At 40.8% G+C, this 15678-nt stretch carries 14 protein-coding genes; 8 read left to right on the top strand and 6 right to left on the bottom strand.

Features of this window, described 5'->3' with window-relative positions; all coding sequences use genetic code 11:
* Positions 1-33: 33 nt before the first annotated feature.
* Together tilS and Q4574_RS12320 are read left to right on the top strand one after the other, a co-directional pair.
* Positions 34-1341 carry a tRNA lysidine(34) synthetase TilS gene (tilS, locus tag Q4574_RS12325; RefSeq protein ID WP_303474443.1) on the top strand — a complete coding sequence of 436 codons (1308 nt, stop codon included), beginning with the start codon at positions 34-36 and terminating at the stop codon, positions 1339-1341.
* 194 nt (positions 1342-1535) lie between these two features.
* A complete protein-coding gene (locus Q4574_RS12320; RefSeq protein ID WP_303474442.1) occupies positions 1536-2531 on the top strand; it encodes a branched-chain amino acid aminotransferase in 996 nt (331 codons plus the stop codon).
* A 17-nt stretch (positions 2532-2548) separates the two neighbouring features.
* Here the strand turns inward: Q4574_RS12320 and Q4574_RS12315 are convergent, their stop codons facing one another.
* Positions 2549-2779: a hypothetical protein gene (locus Q4574_RS12315; RefSeq protein ID WP_303474441.1), complete on the bottom strand. Its 231-nt coding sequence runs from the start codon at positions 2777-2779 to the stop codon at positions 2549-2551.
* A gap of 593 nt (positions 2780-3372) precedes the next feature.
* On the opposite strand from Q4574_RS12315, the gene Q4574_RS12310 reads away from it, so the two are divergent.
* Together Q4574_RS12310 and Q4574_RS12305 are read left to right on the top strand one after the other, a co-directional pair.
* A complete protein-coding gene (locus tag Q4574_RS12310) occupies positions 3373-4257 on the top strand; it encodes a GGDEF domain-containing protein (protein WP_303474467.1) in 885 nt (294 codons plus the stop codon).
* A gap of 215 nt (positions 4258-4472) precedes the next feature.
* Entirely contained in the window at positions 4473-5504 is a 1032-nt protein-coding gene (locus tag Q4574_RS12305) for a GGDEF domain-containing protein (protein WP_303474440.1), read from the top strand.
* Between the two features lie 46 nt (positions 5505-5550).
* Here Q4574_RS12305 and Q4574_RS12300 read toward each other — a convergent pair whose 3' ends face one another.
* The 3 genes from Q4574_RS12300 to tsaA all read right to left on the bottom strand — a co-directional run bounded on the left by Q4574_RS12300 (position 5551) and on the right by tsaA (position 9169).
* Positions 5551-6390, bottom strand: a complete 840-nt coding sequence (locus tag Q4574_RS12300; RefSeq protein ID WP_303474439.1) for an MBL fold metallo-hydrolase — start codon at positions 6388-6390, stop codon at positions 5551-5553.
* A 180-nt stretch (positions 6391-6570) separates the two neighbouring features.
* Positions 6571-8286, bottom strand: a complete 1716-nt coding sequence (locus tag Q4574_RS12295) for a proline--tRNA ligase (RefSeq protein WP_303474438.1) — start codon at positions 8284-8286, stop codon at positions 6571-6573.
* A 157-nt stretch (positions 8287-8443) separates the two neighbouring features.
* Positions 8444-9169 carry a tRNA (N6-threonylcarbamoyladenosine(37)-N6)-methyltransferase TrmO gene (tsaA, locus tag Q4574_RS12290; protein WP_303474437.1) on the bottom strand — a complete coding sequence of 242 codons (726 nt, stop codon included), beginning with the start codon at positions 9167-9169 and terminating at the stop codon, positions 8444-8446.
* A 381-nt stretch (positions 9170-9550) separates the two neighbouring features.
* On the opposite strand from tsaA, the gene Q4574_RS12285 reads away from it, so the two are divergent.
* From Q4574_RS12285 to Q4574_RS12270, 4 genes are read left to right on the top strand one after another with little or no spacing between them, the layout of a single operon-like run.
* Positions 9551-10474, top strand: a complete 924-nt coding sequence (locus tag Q4574_RS12285) for an ABC transporter ATP-binding protein (RefSeq protein ID WP_303474436.1) — start codon at positions 9551-9553, stop codon at positions 10472-10474.
* Complete coding sequence (locus Q4574_RS12280) at positions 10474-11208, top strand: ABC transporter permease subunit (protein ID WP_303474435.1); 735 nt, start codon at positions 10474-10476, stop codon at positions 11206-11208. The genes Q4574_RS12285 and Q4574_RS12280 overlap by 1 nt, the downstream gene beginning before the upstream one ends.
* 4 nt (positions 11209-11212) lie before the next feature.
* A complete protein-coding gene (locus Q4574_RS12275) occupies positions 11213-13078 on the top strand; it encodes a Gldg family protein (RefSeq protein ID WP_303474434.1) in 1866 nt (621 codons plus the stop codon).
* The gene (locus Q4574_RS12270) at positions 13071-14087 is read left to right on the top strand and encodes a DUF4340 domain-containing protein (protein ID WP_303474433.1); all 1017 of its coding nucleotides are present in this window, start codon (positions 13071-13073) and stop codon (positions 14085-14087) included. The genes Q4574_RS12275 and Q4574_RS12270 overlap by 8 nt, the downstream gene beginning before the upstream one ends.
* Before the next feature lie 100 nt (positions 14088-14187).
* Here the strand turns inward: Q4574_RS12270 and Q4574_RS12265 are convergent, their stop codons facing one another.
* On the bottom strand, positions 14188-14751 hold the full coding sequence (locus Q4574_RS12265) for a DUF1415 domain-containing protein (protein WP_303474432.1): 564 nt from the start codon (positions 14749-14751) through the stop codon (positions 14188-14190).
* Positions 14751-15605 carry a bifunctional methylenetetrahydrofolate dehydrogenase/methenyltetrahydrofolate cyclohydrolase FolD gene (gene folD, locus Q4574_RS12260; protein ID WP_303474431.1) on the bottom strand — a complete coding sequence of 285 codons (855 nt, stop codon included), beginning with the start codon at positions 15603-15605 and terminating at the stop codon, positions 14751-14753. The genes Q4574_RS12265 and folD overlap by 1 nt, the downstream gene beginning before the upstream one ends.
* Positions 15606-15678 lie beyond the last annotated feature (73 nt).

The following is a 15678-nucleotide window of genomic DNA, read 5'->3' as shown; positions in this document are numbered from 1 at the left end:
ACCGTCTTGTTTTTACAAGGCGGTTTTTGCCTTATGAAACTACAAAATCGTATCACAGAATGTGTTTCTCAATTTCTTGAAGGATCTGGCAGGCAAGTTGTTGTTGCTTACAGTGGTGGGGTGGATTCTCATTTGTTGCTGGTAACGGTGGCAGAACTGATGGGCCAATATCCCGCACACAATTATTTGGCAATACACGTTAACCATGGCTTAAGCCCCAATGCGGATCAGTGGCAACGGCATTGTCAGCAAGTGTGCGCAGATCTAGATATTTCGTTTAAAGTTCAGCAGGTGAAGGTGGACGCTAGGGCAAATGGCGGTCTGGAAGCTGCTGCTCGAAAAGTTCGTTATCAAGCCTTAGAGGCCATGACGGAACATGATGGTTTGATCTTGCTAGGTCAACATGTTCAAGATCAACTGGAAACAATTTTGTTGCAATTAAAACGTGGTGCAGGCCCTAAAGGGCTCTCAGCCATGGCCCAATCAGCAGTAAGTGAAAATAGCATTACACTGGCTCGACCGTTTCTTGAATTGGAAAAACGTGAAATATTGCAATTGGCGCAACAAAAAGGCTTGCAATGGATCGAAGATGAGTCAAATCAAAATACTCGATTCGACCGCAACTTTTTGCGCTCGGAAGTCATTCCAACGATGTTAGAACGCTGGCCAAATCTAGCCTCTGCTGCCAGCCGCTCAGCCCAATTATGTGCACAACAGCAGCAACTTCTTGATGAAGTTAATGCTAAACATTTGCAATCAATGATAAATTCACGGTTTGCCATTGATATTAATAAGTTACTCGATCTTTCAACCCCTTGGCAGAATCAAATAGTACGATATTGGCTTTCTGAACAGAAAGTCGAGATGCCCTCTCACACCGCCTTAGGCGAATTACCAAAACTCTTATGTGCCAAACAAGATGGCAACCCGATGATTGATATCGGCCTTTATCAGCTGCGACGCTTTAGAGAACACTTATATTGTGTAAAGAAGCAAGTGTTAGAATCTGAAGTGGATCTTGTTTTAACTACAGCGAGCACAGATTTACCCAATGATTTAGGGCATTTACGCATTGCAGAGAAGTACGTCGGGCAATTGATGATTAAATCTCGTGCTAACAGCCTGAAATTCAAACCACTTGGTTCGAGCCATTCAAAATTGTTGAAACAATGGTTTAAACAGTGGGATGTGCCAGTATGGGAAAGAGAGCGTAGTTTGCTTCTATGCTGGCAAGATAGAGTGATTGCAGTGATATGTGAACAACAAATTATTTTTGCCAATGACGTGCCTGTTGAGCTCACTTCAAGTATTCATTTTCGGGTCAATCCACCACAACTTTGATGTATCTCTGTGCATTTTTAGTTCAAAATATGAGCGGATATGGATTGCTAAGCATTAAAATATATTTTTATCCTTACAATGCTAGTGTTTGCCCCTGCTTCTAGCGTAAAATCGAATATATAATCCTTGATGGGATTACTTTTAATTCTATCGGTAAATTGATCTTATTAATATTTTGGAGATTTGAGACTGTTATGGCTGCATTTGGAACTGTTTTTATGCCTGAAATGGCACTTACTACCTTTGAAAATGATCACTGGAGTAAGGCTGAGTTTGTCAGCGCTGAAAGTATTCAGATGCATCCTGGGGCCCATGTTTTACATTATTCCAGTACATGTTTCGAGGGACTAAAAGCATTTCGACATAAAGATGGCAGCGTGAATATTTTTCGTATGGAAGAAAATATTAAACGAATGGTACAAAGTTCCAAATTATTGTTTTTACCGGAAGTTGATGAAAATCAATTGTCGCAAATGATCGTTGAAATGGTAACGAAATACGCTGACGAAGTGCCGCAGCCTCCTGGTTCTATGTATATTCGTCCAACCCATATCGGTACAGAACCTTCTATTGGTAAAGCAGCAGCACCGTCAGCGACTTCAATGTTGTATGTTCTGTTATCACCAGTGGGTGATTACTTTGCGGGAGGAGCTCGTCCATTAAGACTGCTATTGGCAGAGGATGGTATGCGTTGTGCGCCTCATATGGGTATGATCAAAAGTGGTGGCAATTATGCTAGTGCTCTAGGACCCATACTCGAAGGCAAAGAAAAATTTGATGCTGACCAAATTCTATTTTGCCCGGATGGTGATGTACAAGAAACCGGCGCTGCAAACTTTATTTTGATCGATGGTAATGAAATCATCACCAAAGCTTTGGATAGCTCATTTTTACATGGAATTACACGTAGTACGCTACTGACTCTTGCCGCCGACTTAGGTATGAAAGTGAGTGAACGTAACCTTTCTGTAGACGAACTCTTAGAACGTGTGGCAAAGCCAGGCACTGAAGCTGCACTTTCTGGTACGGCTGCGGTTTTGACTCCAGTGGGCACCTTAATCCATAAAGGCCAAGATATTAAAGTCGGTACTGGAGAAGCGGGTCCTAAAGCCATTCAATTGCGTCAAGCGCTAAATCAAATCCAATGGGGTGAAGCTCCGGATACCCATGGTTGGTTAACAAAAATTTAATTGCCGGGGAATTCAGGCTAACTTACCTGAACTTGATAAGCGTTCATTCTATGCAGCTGTAACCAGGCTGCATTTTCATTTAAGGCTTCTATGCTTATGGTTTTAATGACGCGTTGATAAGCAGCTAAGCTATCAATTTCAAGCGCGCAAGCTTTATCTAATAATGCCATATTATTCATTGCTTGTTGAAAAATAGCCCGTTCACAAGTAGCGTTGACTAAGTTCTGCAAACCCCCTCTATTCCACATATTTTCCTTCTTTTGACTCCGTGCCAACGAAAAAAGCCAACATATGAAAATCGTCACAGCAACTAAAACCCATGGATTAAAAATCGCCCAATTGATAAGGCTAACAGCGTTTTTAAATGCCCCGCTAATCAAAAATGTTTAATGTGGTCCAGCGGATGAGGTTTTCCTTATGAGCTCAATAACATCGTTAGGCTGAAGGGGCTGTCTCCACAGACTCGACGATTTTTTCGTTGTTACAACATAGCCAGTGGATCTGATGCTACGCGACAAGCTAAGTAAACAAGAATAGGCGACAAATTCATCCGTCTGAATCACCACACAGTCAAAATGGCAGCAGTCATTTATATTAGTGGGTTTGCGAAACCCGCATGCATAAATCTGAGCTCTTAACTTTGCTAATTGTGGTGCTATACAGGCAGGCTTAACGGGATTTTTGTGACTTAATATCTCGCCAATCAGTTATTTTAATATTAGCAGTAATCTGTGGCACAGTGATTGCTAATTAACCAGTAATAAGACTTTTCTAATTAACTAAATGGGTATTAAGCCCTTTATTCGCCAAAAAATTGGCAGGAGCACTGGTTTTGGAACACATGACACCGGTTTTTGACGCTGGGTTGAAAGATAATAATCTGTTCAGCTCAGGTATGCATAATAGTGGCTTAAGTCATACTGAGTCGCACCAAATCATGTTGCAACTATCAACCAGTATTGATTTAGAAGAAATCGCACAACTGTTTTATCGTCAATTGAAGGCAAAAATAAATCTACAGGGCTTATCGATTAAATTTCCTGATGGTTTATTGACCTTTGGTAATACTGAAAAATCTAAAAATAACAAAACATTAGATCAAGTTAGTCAGCATAAAATCTTTGCTACCCTAATCTACTCATTTTCGAATGTATTGAGTTTACGAGAAACGGCAATACTCACTGATTTACATCGATTATTTAAATTTCCTTTAAAAAATGCACTGGAATTTCATAGTGTTAAACAACTAGCGCTCAAAGATCACCTGACATCACTGGGCAATAGAGTACACTATCAAGAGTCTTTATTAAGACTGCTTAGTCATGCTAAACGTGCCAGTGAAAGCTTTGGTTTACTGGTGATTGATTTGGATAAATTCAAATTAGTAAATGATACTTTTGGCCACCAAGAAGGTGATCAGGTATTGATTGCAGTTGCGAATGTATTAAATCAATCCTTACGCAATAGCGATTATGCTTTTCGCTTTGGTGGTGATGAATTCTGTTGTTTGTTGCCGGGTAGCGATGAACTGACAAATAGTAAAATAGCTAAACGTATTCAAGGGTTTATGAACCGAAATACAGTTTTAGCTAAATACAATATTTCCTGTAGCATCGGCAGTACCATGTATCAATTTGGTGATACTGACGAAACCTTGTTTAATCGGGCAGACAAAGCCTTGTATGCAGCGAAACTGAATGGGAAAAACTGTTATAAAGCGGCGTAACTTAGTCATTTAGCGGCAAAAAACTGCAGGCTTATTCCTTATATTGGCAACTTTCTTACATATTCGGCATAGTTTACATACCTTTTTAATGTTAAACACATTAGACTAATGTTTACTCCAAAATTATTTTTTCTCTTTTGAAGTAAGTGACCCATGGATTGGCGGTTCGAATTCAAGTAAATCCGTAGGCTTATTTTTGTTGTACGAGACTGTTTATGCTTAGCGATTTTGATCATAATACCGAATACCGCCGCAAGGTTTTACTAGTATTGTTGCTGATAACCTTTGTGGGCGGCTTTGTTTTTGGTTTGATTAATATTTATCGCGGGGTTTACGCCTTAGCTTTTCTTGAAATTGTGTACGGAATTTTTTCGTTTTTCGTGTGGCGACGTGTTGTCCGCACTGAACATTTTCAAATATGGGTAATGGCTTATCTTTTACCATTCTTTTCGATAATGATGTACGCCTTATCAGTGCCTAATTCTTCCCAATCTATTTACGTATGGATTTTGACGATCCCTGTGATCTCCTATTTGCTAATGGGACGAAAAATTGGTTTCTACTTTTCGATTTTTTTTATGACCTTAGGGATTACGATATTCCATTTAAAATTTCTAACAGATGATATTCCATTGAATATTACGGTGTCTTTAAATGTGATATTGAGTGGCGTGCTTATGATTGCCTTAGCTCATGTTTATGAGCGTAATAGGGAGACTAACGAAGAGCGACTAATGCAATTGGCCGGCACTGATAAATTGACTGGGCTAGCAAATAGAATGAAATTGTTTGATTCTTTTGCATCCACCAGTGACTATGCAAAAAGGCATAAAGTTGATATGTCTGTGGTGCTTTTTGATTTGGATTATTTTAAAAATGTAAATGACTTATACGGCCATCATGGTGGGGATGCAGCTTTACGTTTTGTGGCTGAATTTCTGAAAAAATATACCCGAAAAAGCGATTTACTAGCGCGCTTTGGTGGTGAAGAATTTGCATTAGTAATGCAAGCGTCTAAATCAAAAGATAGTTTTCAACAAATTGATTCATTACGCAAAAAGTTAATGGAAACGCCTTTTATTTATAATAAACAAAAAATCAATATTACCTTCAGTGCTGGAATATCCCATTACGGTACTGATGGCACCGATTTGGATGAATTGCTAGTTAAAGCCGACGAACGTTTATACTTTGCTAAAGAAAAAGGACGAAACTGCGTTGTCGACCAAAGCATACCGCAAAATTAGACTGTAAACCTGATGGTTTCGACAAAGTAAGAACATTACTTTACCTCTAGAAAACTATGGTCTTTCCTTCTGCAGCAGCAAATACTTGTAGATCATCCTCTGCAATGGCTATGACTTCCTGACAATGGGATTCAATGGCAGCAATATCATCGTCAGTTCTAATATGATCATGACTGTAAAGTGCTAATCGTTTAGCCCTGCAAGCTAGCGCCAACTTAACTGCTTCTTCTGCTACCGAGTGCCCCCAACCGGATTTTCCAGGCATATCCGATAACATATACTGAGCGTCATGGATAATAATATCCGCACTCATTGCAAACTCAACCCATTGTAAAAAATCAGTTTCTTTGACGTAGGGGGGATAAAGTTCATTATCCGTTATGTAGGCCACTTTAGCGCCATCGGCTTCTATTAAGTATGAGCTTCCACTACCAGGGTGATTCATAGGGTGACGAGAAATTTTAGCGCTGCCAATTTTCCAACTATTGATGCCCTCTGGTATTGATTTTAATTCGATATTGGATTGCAATGTGTTGTGATGAACCGGAAAATAACTACCAGACATCTGTTCTAAAATGGCATTACTTTCATCTAATGTTGTCATACCCGGGGTGATGAATATGTTTCTATCCGGCTGATATATAGGTGCAAAGAACGGAAACCCTTGAATATGATCCCAATGATTGTGGGTTAGCAATAAATGTACATCCGATTGCTTGGATATTAATTTTTGACCAAGGTTTTTGATGCCCGTTCCGGCATCTAGAATAATGTCCGTGCCATCATCCAACGCAATGTGCACACAGGCTGTATTGCCACCATATTTTACATATTCTGGACCCGGCGCTGGAATTGAACCTCTAACACCGTAAAACGTTAATTGCATATGCCATCTCTTTTTTGCCGTTTGTGCACACGAACCTGTTATGCGTAAATATTAGCATAGACTATCACTGAGAAATTCAAAAAATAAGATGTAAACTTATTCAAAGTTATTGAAAAGTATATGGAAATAGAACTTAGTCAAAAGAGTACCAAGCATGATCTTGGTACTCTTATTTTTTGACTACTGTTTTTGCAATAGGGATAAAACATCTTTGATACTAACTATCTGCTTTTCGCCTGTACGTCTATGTTTATACTCAACGTTGTCTTCGTCTAGGTTGCGTTCACCTATAACAATAGTGTGAGGAATACCGATTAATTCCATATCATTGAACATCACGCCTGGGCGTTCTTTACGATCATCAAAAAGTACATCTATTCCTGCGGCGACGAGTTCTTCATAAAGTGATTCCGCTACTTGCTGAATACGGTGGGATTTGTGCATGTTCATTGGGATCAATGCAACTTTGAAAGGCGCTATAGCTTCAGGCCAAATTATGCCGTATTTATCATGATTCTGTTCTATGGCGGCGGCAACAATTCTCGATACACCTATGCCATAACATCCCATAGCTAATACTTGGTGTTTGCCTTGCTCGTTTAACACCCCACAGCCCATGGCTTCGGAATACTTATCACCTAATTGGAAGATGTGACCAACTTCAATACCACGTTTGATTTCTAGTGAGCCCTGTCCGTCGGGAGAAGGATCACCAGCTTCAACATTGCGCAAATCGGCAACTTGATAGTCAACAATGTCTCTATCCCAGTTCGCGCCTGTGAAATGGAACCCTGTTTTGTTCGCCCCACATACAAAATCCGTTAAGTGGGCTGCACTTTTATCTACAATGACAGGGATTGATAGTTCAAGGGGCCCAATAGAACCGGCTTCACAATTTAAGTCTTGGAATATTTGTTGGTCGTTTGCCATTGTTAAAGGTGCATAGACAGAATCAAGTTTTTCGGCTTTGATGTCATTTAACGTGTGATCACCGCGAAGCACCAGTGCTACTAATCCTTGCTGACCTTTATCATCTTGCTCACCAAGTACGATTAGCGTTTTAACCGTTTTGTCTGGGCTGATGTCAAATTGCTCGCAGACTTGCTCAATGGTTTTCACATTAGGCGTAGCAACTTGTGTTTTAACCGCCATAGCGGGAGCTTTTTCTGTTACGGGTGAAATTGCTTCGGCCATTTCAATATTGGCCGCATAGTCAGACCCATTACTGAATGCGATGGCGTCTTCGCCTGATTCTGCTAAAACATGAAATTCATGGGAAACTGCACCACCAATGGAGCCAGAATCAGCAATTACAGGGCGATATTCCAGACCGAGTCGTTCGAAAATATTACAGTAGGCCTGAAACATTTTATCGTAAGTCTGTTGCAATGATTCTTCAGATGTATGAAATGAGTAGGCATCTTTCATGGTGAATTCGCGACCACGCATTATGCCAAATCGAGGACGTACTTCATCACGAAATTTAGTTTGTATTTGATAAAGGTTAATGGGCAATTGTTTGTAACTGCTAATTTCGTTTTTGACTAACGAGGTGATAACTTCTTCATGAGTTGGACCCAAAACAAAATCGCGGTTATGGCGATCTTTGATGCGCAGGAGTTCAGGACCGTATTCATCCCATCGGCCACTTTCTTGCCATAGATCAGCAGGTTGAACAACAGGCATTAACATTTCAATTGCCCCAGCTTTGTTCATTTCTTGGCGAACAATATCAGCCACTTTATTAAGCACACGTAATCCACTTGGCAGCCATGTATATAAGCCAGAAGCAAGCTTACGAACCATACCCGCTCGTAACATCAATTTGTGACTAATGACTTCCGCATCGGCAGGAGTTTCTTTTTGGGTAGATAACAGATATTGGCTGGTACGCATCAGCTTAGTAGATCCTTATTTTGCTGTTAAATCGAAAACGGACGACATTCTACCAGCACCCTCTAAAAGGCAAAAGAGATATTATCCCCGTTGTGAAAAAAGGCGTTGATTAAGCGATGAGTATTTAGGGGATTGAGTAATTAAAAATGAGAACGGCTCAAGGTACTAGCCCTTCGTTTTGTACTTTGTTGATATGCTCTACTACGCACGTTTTGCCGTCAACACGCCATTGGATGTTTAAATTATACAGTGTGACTCCGTATAGACGTTCACTGGGTTTATTTTTGTGATACGCAGGACGAGGATCCTGTCCTAAAATTTGTTCAATCAAGACAGTTAGTTGTGGATATTGCGGTTGGTGGATAATCAACTGCTCATTGGCAGCTTGGGAAAATTTAACGACTAATGAGTCTTGAGGTCTAGTTTGTCCATAACCCGCTTCAGCTAAAGGGATACTGTCTGAGTAGGGAATATAGGGTTTAATATCGATAATTGGGGTGTTATCCAACAGATCCATTCCTGAAATCAGTAAACTCTGTTGCCCATCTTCGCTGATTATCTTTTCTAGTTTTACTGCGCTCATTCCTAGGTTGTTGGGACGGTGTGTACTGCGGGAGGCGAAAACGCCAACTTTTGCATTTCCACCAAGTCTCGGTGGCCGCACCAATGGCGAGGTGGATTTATTGGCAGTTTGATGAAATTGAAATATTAACCATAAGTGGCTGAATTGTTCGATACCTCGAATAAAGTCAACAGAATTAAATGCTTGGTAAAAATGTATCTGCCCCCTGGCCGCAGTTACCAGGCCTGGCTGCCTGGGAATAGCAAACTTCTCTTTGTATGGGGTGTTAATATAGCCAATGGGGCTTATTTCAATAGACATGTAGACCTTTGTATTTCATGGGGTTTATTTTTGGTGGGGGAAGGGGAAAACACATTTTGCAACACAATGACATTAAATTGAAACCTCAATAACAAAGGATTTCTGTTATGCTTTAGTTGTTCACTTCCCGAACCAACCTTAGACTTAAACTTGGATTAAATTAACATTTTACCGAGTTTAGGTCTTTTTTTTTGGTACTCTAAAAAATATTGGCATTAGATTGCATTTTTAATACACTTTTTTGCAATGAAGTGTGAGATTCTGACGTCTTACATATAATAAAAATTTTTCTTAATTGTTCGCGTAAATTCTTGATTTCTTTTTTCTGAGTACCATATTCAATAGCAATGTGGATAACTCACTGATCATAATGGGAATAGCATGATCTATGTAAAAAATTTAACGAAGATTTTTGGTGATTTTGTCGCTGTTAATCACCTTAGTTTTGATATCCAGCCAGGCGATGTAGTTGGATTTTTAGGTCCCAATGGTGCGGGCAAATCTACCACGATGAAAATGCTTACGGGGTTTATCACACCTGATGATGGCGACATCTTAATTGACGATTTATCAATTTACGAAGACGCCAAAAAAATAAAACAGAAAATAGGTTACCTGCCAGAGGGCGCTCCTGCATATGGGGATATGACACCTTTGCAGTTTTTAAATTTTATTGCCGCGATTCGAGGCTTAAAAGGAGACCTAAAACGGCAACGCATTAGCCATGTTATCAATAGAATAGATTTACAATCGGTGTTAGATAAGCCCATTGATAATTTGTCTAAAGGATTTAAGCGTCGTGTGGGATTAGCTCAGGCGCTGTTGCATGATCCACAGATATTGATTTTAGATGAACCTACAGACGGTCTGGATCCCAACCAGAAACATCAGGTACGTGAACTTATACAAAATCTTGCCAGAGACAAAATAGTGATTATTTCCACTCATATACTCGAAGAGGTTTCGGCCTTGTGTAATCGAGTGATGATCATTGCGGCCGGCCAGATGAAATTTAATGGTACGCCAAAAGAACTCATCCAAAAATCCAAATATCACAATGCCATCACCTTACACTTAAGCTATCCATCTGATACCTCTGGTTTTCTAGATGTACCAGGCATCGTTGATATTTTATCAGATCGCGCGTCTGGAAAAGTGACCTTATTGACTGAACCGGGCAAAGATATTTTGCACGATGTAAATAAGCATATTCATGAACGGCGTTTGCCAGTAGATACCTTGTATGTTGAACCAGGTCGTCTTGATCAAGTGTTTAGAGAATTGACACAGGGAGGGAAAGATTAATGGGCATGATTTTGACGCTATTTAAACGGGAAATTGCAAGTTTTTTTGCTACGCCTGTTGCTTACGTTTTTATTACAATATTTCTGATTTTATCAGCAGTTTTTGCATTTTTTATAGGGAGTTTGTACGAACGGGAACAAGCAGACTTACTCCCATTTTTTAACTTCCATCCTTGGTTATATTTATTTCTAGTACCAGCAATTGCCATGCGTACTTGGTCTGAAGAGCGCAAAAGTGGAAGTATTGAACTGTTGATGACTTTACCTGTGAGTAGTTTGCAAGCAGTTATAGCAAAGTTCTTAGCCTCATGGGCTGTCCTGGGCTTATCACTGCTGCTTACCTTCCCATTGTGGCTAACGATTAATTATCTCGGCGAACCTGATAATGGGGTGGTCGTTGCGGCTTATATTGGCAGTTGGTTAATGTCAGGTGCATTCCTAGCCATTGGAATGTGTATGTCAGCGATGACTAAAAATCAGGTAGTGGCCTTTATATTGGCAGTGGTTGTGTGTTTTTTGTTTGTCGTTAGCGGTAGCAACATTGTGTTGGATGCATTTAAAAATTGGGCGCCATCTATGTTGATTGATACGGTGGCCTCGTTTAGTTTTTTAACGCACTATGAGTCACTTGCCAAAGGGGTAATTGCCCTCAATGATGTGGGCTATTTCTGCATTTCAATTGTAATTTGGTTGTACGCCAGTTTATTGATAATCGAACGTAAAAAGGCGGATTAATAGTATGAGTAAATTTTCCACCTCTATAATTCTAATTTTATTGGCCGTTTTATTTTTTGCTTTAACGGTACTTAATAATCAGTTGTTGAGTCCATTTCGCCTCGATTTGACTGAAAACCAGGTTTATTCTTTATCTGATGGCAGTAAGGAAATTGTTTCTCACATTGATGAACCCATTAATTTGTATTTCTTCTTCTCAGATAAGTCATCTAAGAGCATGACGGCTTTACGCAATTATGCGAATCGCGTGGAAACCATGTTGCGAGAATATGAAAAAGCGGCGGATGGTAAAATCAAGTTACACATTGTTGATCCAGAACCTTTTTCAGAAGCAGAAGATCAAGCCAATGAATTTGGGCTTACTGCTGCAACTTTGGGTAATTTGGGAGATGCTGTTTATTTAGGGTTAGCCGCAACCAATGCTTTAGATGATCAAGAAACTATTGGTTTCTTTGATCCACAAAAAGAAAAATTTCTCGAGTATGAAATCAGTAAATTAATTCACAAGTTGTCTCAACCTGAGTCGGTTAAAATAACCTTAGTGACGGATTTACCCCTTGCTGGTGGACAAAATCCCATGACAGGACAATTCGACCCGGCTTGGACGTTTTACAGCCAGTTACAACAATTGTATCAAGTGGAACAAATCTCAAATAGTGATGAAACCTTTCCCGAGGATACCGATGTGCTGATGTTAGTTCATCCTCAATCGTTAAATGAGAAACTATTGTATGCCATTGATCAATTCGTCATGCACGGCGGAAAATTGCTTGCTTTTGTTGATCCAAAAAATGAATCTGATCCCATGGCAATGATGGCCGGTATGGGAGCATCGGCTGAAAATAGCTCGAATTTGGCGACCTTGTTTGATGCCTGGGGACTGCAGTTCGATGATAGTCAGGTTTTACTTGATGCCGAGCTAGGGTTAGATATTCGTACAGCTGATGGTGGGGTTGCCAGGCACTTTGGTTTTGTTGGGGTTCAATCTCAACAACTTGACCGTGACGATGTTACCACTGCAAATCTGGAGATTATTAATGGAGCTTCATTTGGCACGTTCAGTAAATCTAATGGTAGCTCTCTTTCGTGGACCCCCTTAATGCGTTCTTCAGCAAATTCTGGTTTTATGGACGTGTTTACGTATTCGTCGTTGCAAGATCCCAATGCGTTGGCAAGGGAGTTTAAAAACCAAAATCGAAACCACGTATTGGCTGCGAGATTACAAGGCAGAGCGTCTTCGGCATACAAGCAAGCGCCAGATGACGTCACACTTGATAGCACACACATGTCTTCTACTCATCAAATAAATGTCATTGTGGTGGGAGATACAGACTTGTTGGCTGACCGATTCTGGGTACAGCAGGCCAATTTCTTTGGGGAAACGGTTTATACACCTTTTGCCAATAATGGCGATTTTGTTACCAATGCGGTAGAGAACTTGAGTGGCAGTGATGCGCTTATCAGTATTCGCAGCCGAGGCACTTTCGCGCGTCCGTTTAACACTGTAGATGCATTGAAAGTAGAAGCAGAGCGCAAGTTCCGAGAGCAAGAGCAGCTTTTGCAGCAACAATTGGATGAGACGGAACAACAACTCGCGCAATTGCAAAATCAACAAGTTGAAGGCGCTGGTCTGGTGATGACGCCAGAACAGCAACAAGCATTAGATGAATTTGTTGAAAAGCGTACCGAAATCCGAAAAGCGTTGCGCGAAGTCCGCCACCAATTGGACAAAGACATAGAGGAGCTTGGCAATTGGTTGAAGTTCATTAACATTGCGGTAGCTCCCATAGTGTTAATGCTTGTTCTGATGTTGCTTGCAAGGCTAATGAGGACGCGTTCTAAAGGTGATGAGGGTTTACCCTATGAATAAGCAATTGATGTCGTTAGTGGTTATTATTGCTGCTTTAGTGGCGGCTATCTACTTTTTAGCAATGGGGGAAAATCAAGCTTCTGGAGAAAAAGTGAAGTTGTTTCCTGAGCTGGCTAAACAAGCACAAAAGATTCAAAAAATTCATCTTGCCAATGCAAATGGAATCTTAGTTGATGCTCGTCAGGATGCCGATGGGTGGGTAACGATACTGCCAGTCCGTGAACGTGAGTACCCACTACAACAAGAGGCTTTATCTGAACTGGTGGATGGTTTATCAAAAGCGGTACTATTTGAAGCCAAAACCGCCAAGAGTCAAAACTTTGCACGCTTGGGGTTGCAAGATATAAACGCAGTAGACAGTCAAGCCACACTGGTAAAAATAGCTGTAGGCTCGCAAACTTATCAGGTCCTAATTGGCTTGCGGGCGAGTTTAGGGCAGGGCTCCTACGTCCGATTAGTGGGGGAAAAGCAAACATGGTTATTGGATCGCATCATAAGCTTACCAACAGATCAAAATTCTTGGCTCAAGCAGCCTATTTTGGATATCTCCTCTAAGCAAATAAGTTATGTCCGCCGTGAAGGGAACTTAGGTTTTGAAATTGTCAAAGATTTCCAGCAAGAAGATGAGTTCCAATTAAGCGAGATAGGTGAAAAAGAGCAACTTAAATATGACAGTATTTTAAGTGCTTATGTAGACAACCTGGTTAATCTGAAATTTGAGAAAATAGCAGAAGAGGTTGTATTTGATCCTCAGTCGGTGACAGCTACGTTTGAAGTTGGTTTAGAAGATGGCAGGATAATTAATATCTGGCTGTGGGCAGTCGAGGGGGCCACTTTCGCTCGCTTTGAGGGGGATGCGGGCAAGTACTGGTATGACGTGAATTATCAGTTGTCTAGCTTTTCTGCAGGGCAAATACAAAAAGAGTACAACGATTTCATCGAAGACAAAAATACTCAAATTCAACAGCCCCAGGAATTTCCAATTGATGAAGGTGAGTCGCCTCAATAGCGCATTTTGCAAGGGGGACGAACAAAACTCAGAATGAAATCGTAACCCTAAAAGTCGAGGCTTTGTTATTTTGCTGTATTTTAATGGGTCATCTAAAGACTTAGGGTTTCATACAGGATAACAGCAATGCCTTCAGTGCGGTTTCACCCATATTGTGCGCTTTATTGATGTTGTTTTGTGGTATTTGTTCAGGGTTTTTATAAGAGCGAATTGCTTTGTCTAAGCCTTCTTCTCGAAGCAGGTGCAACATGGGGTAGGGTGAACGATTAGTGTAATTTGCTGGGGAGTTTTCAGGCTCCCCTTCAAAAACATAATCAGGATGAAAGCTGGCAATTTGATAGACACCTGAATAGCCGTTTTCATCTAACCAGGTCTGGGTTAAATCTACTATGTCTAGATAACTAAAAAATTGCTTAAAGCCGCCAGTAAGTATCATTAACGTGGTTTCAATTTGCGCATTTTTGTCTAAACAAAGCACTTCTTGAGCAAAAGAGCTGAGCACCTCTTTAGATTTTTTTGTATCGCAATCGGTGAAGCGAATCGAATTACGTAGCACTTCGCGCTTGGCAAACGGGCAAAAATTAAGGCCGATAACCACTTGATTTAACCAGGCTTTGGTTTCTTCAATCCCTTGGTTAGCAAACTCTTCACCTAGGTCCGTCACTAGCTACGGTACTTCACATATGCTTCTAAGGTATTTTCAATTAAACTCGCCACAGTCATTGGGCCCACACCGCCAGGAACCGGGGTAATCCATCCGGCATGCTCTTTAGCGACGTCGAATTCCACATCGCCCACTAAGGTGCCGTCCGCTTGTCGATTGATACCCACATCGATGACAATCGCACCAGGTTTAATCCAATCACCAGGAATAAATTCTGCTTTACCTACTGCGACTACTAGAATATCAGCACGCTTTACATGGCTTTTTAAATCTTGGGTGAATTTATGACAAGTGGTAACTGTACAACCCGCCAACAGTAGCTCAAGAGACATAGGACGCCCGACGATATTTGATGCCCCTACTATGACCGCATCTAATCCTTTTGCTGGACGTTTAGTTGATTCAATTAGGGTCATTATACCTTTTGGTGTGCAGGGCCTCAGGGCTGGCATACGTTGCACTAAACGACCGATATTGTAAGGGTGGAATCCATCTACATCTTTATCAGGACGAATACGTTCTAATACCTCTTCGGCATTTAAACCCGCTGGAAGAGGCAACTGCACCAGAATTCCATCGACTTGAGGATCCAGGTTGAGTGAGTCAACTAGCTCTAACAGTTGTTGCTGGGTAATATTAGCTGGTAAATCATGGGCCTTATCAACAAAACCCACTTCATCACAGGCTTTACGTTTATTGGCAACGTATACACCAGAAGCTGGATCATGACCGACTTTAATGACTGCAAGGCCGGGAGGTCTCTTTCCTGCCGCTGTTATAGCTTCTACTTGGGAAGCAACATTTTCTCTTACCTGTTTGGCAATTGATTTTCCATTTATCAGTTGTGCTGGCATGTGTTTGGCTTTTATAACTTCGATTGTGCATATTGTCCCATAACCTTGCTAAGCCAAGCAATCGTGAGTTGAT

Origin of the sequence: Aliiglaciecola sp. 3_MG-2023 (genome assembly GCF_030548205.1) — a bacterium.
Classification (GTDB): Bacteria; Pseudomonadota; Gammaproteobacteria; order Enterobacterales; family Alteromonadaceae; genus Aliiglaciecola.
The sequence above is the reverse complement of the archived record's forward strand: the minus strand, read 5'-3'. Positions and strand labels throughout refer to the sequence as shown.

Bases quoted from the DNA above. Each gene is read 5' to 3' on its own strand.
- tilS (WP_303474443.1), top strand. From the start codon at position 34: ATGAAACTACAAAATCGTATCACAGAATGTGTTTCTCAATTTCTTGAA.
- tsaA (WP_303474437.1), bottom strand. From the start codon at position 9,169: ATGTCTATTGAAATAAGCCCCATTGGCTATATTAACACCCCATACAAA.
- Q4574_RS12305 (WP_303474440.1), top strand. From the start codon at position 4,473: ATGCTTAGCGATTTTGATCATAATACCGAATACCGCCGCAAGGTTTTA.
- folD (WP_303474431.1), bottom strand. From the start codon at position 15,605: ATGCCAGCACAACTGATAAATGGAAAATCAATTGCCAAACAGGTAAGA.
- Q4574_RS12270 (WP_303474433.1), top strand. From the start codon at position 13,071: ATGAATAAGCAATTGATGTCGTTAGTGGTTATTATTGCTGCTTTAGTG.
- Q4574_RS12320 (WP_303474442.1), top strand. From the start codon at position 1,536: ATGGCTGCATTTGGAACTGTTTTTATGCCTGAAATGGCACTTACTACC.
- Q4574_RS12285 (WP_303474436.1), top strand. From the start codon at position 9,551: ATGATCTATGTAAAAAATTTAACGAAGATTTTTGGTGATTTTGTCGCT.
- Q4574_RS12280 (WP_303474435.1), top strand. From the start codon at position 10,474: ATGGGCATGATTTTGACGCTATTTAAACGGGAAATTGCAAGTTTTTTT.
- Q4574_RS12295 (WP_303474438.1), bottom strand. From the start codon at position 8,286: ATGCGTACCAGCCAATATCTGTTATCTACCCAAAAAGAAACTCCTGCC.
- Q4574_RS12300 (WP_303474439.1), bottom strand. From the start codon at position 6,390: ATGCAATTAACGTTTTACGGTGTTAGAGGTTCAATTCCAGCGCCGGGT.
- Q4574_RS12275 (WP_303474434.1), top strand. From the start codon at position 11,213: ATGAGTAAATTTTCCACCTCTATAATTCTAATTTTATTGGCCGTTTTA.
- Q4574_RS12315 (WP_303474441.1), bottom strand. From the start codon at position 2,779: ATGTGGAATAGAGGGGGTTTGCAGAACTTAGTCAACGCTACTTGTGAA.
- Q4574_RS12310 (WP_303474467.1), top strand. From the start codon at position 3,373: ATGACACCGGTTTTTGACGCTGGGTTGAAAGATAATAATCTGTTCAGC.